Source organism: Micromonospora sp. CPCC 206061, from assembly GCF_036906915.1.
GTDB lineage: Bacteria > Actinomycetota > Actinomycetes > Mycobacteriales > Micromonosporaceae > Phytohabitans.
The window spans coordinates 1-908 of sequence record NZ_JBAKHX010000223.1 but is presented as its reverse complement, the minus strand read 5'-3'; the positions used below and the strand labels follow the sequence as shown (position 1 = coordinate 908).

Here is a 908-nt window from a genome sequence, read left to right as displayed (position 1 = left end):
ACGGAGAACGACTGTGCCCGCCACCATCCGCGACGTCGCCCGCGCGTCCGGCGTGCACATCTCCACCGTCTCGCGCACCTTCTCCGCACCCCACCTGGTCAACCCCGACACCCGCAACCGCGTCCTGGCCTGCGCCGAACACCTCGGCTACCGACCCAACCGCGCCGCCCGCGCCCTGATCACCGGAAGAACCCACAACATCGGCCTCATCGTCGCCGACATCGCCAACCCCTTCTTCCCACCCCTGATCAAAGCCGCCGAAAGCCAAGCCAGACACCGCGACTACCACATCTTCGTCACCGACACCAACGAAGACCCCGCCGTCGAAGAAGAACTCGTCCACACCCTCGCCAAACAAGTCGACGGCATCCTGCTGTGCTCCCCCCGCATGAACAACAGCCTCATCGAACAACTCAGCAGAGAAGTCCCCCTGGTCGTCATCAACCGCCACATCACCGGCCTACCCACCGTCGTCATGGACGTCGCCACCGGCACCCGCCACGCCATCGACCACCTCACCGCACTAGGCCACCAACACATCGCCCTACTCGGCGGACCCCGCGGCTCCTGGACCAACCGCGAAATCCGCCGCGCCGCCACCACCGCCACCCGCACCAACAACACCCAACTCACCATCCTGGGCCCCAACCCACCCACCGAACACGGCGGCCACCACCAAGCCGAAAACATCACCCGCGCCGGCGCCACCGCCGTGCTCTGCTACAACGACCTCATCGCCATCGGACTCATCGAAGGCCTCCACCAACAAGGCCTCCACGTCCCCAACGACATCAGCGTCATCGGCATCGACGACATCACCCTGAGCCGACTAACCCGCCCCAAACTCACCACCGTCGCCAACCCCACCCCAGCCGCCGGACGAGCCGCCGTCGACATGCTGCTCCAGC

Annotated in this window: 1 protein-coding gene; it reads left to right on the top strand. The window is 66.2% G+C overall.

Annotated elements, in window-relative coordinates; translation table 11 throughout:
• Positions 1 to 13 precede the first annotated feature (13 nt).
• A partial coding sequence (locus V6V89_RS41495; protein WP_334625238.1) for a LacI family DNA-binding transcriptional regulator occupies positions 14 to 908 on the top strand: 895 nt, incomplete at its 3' end.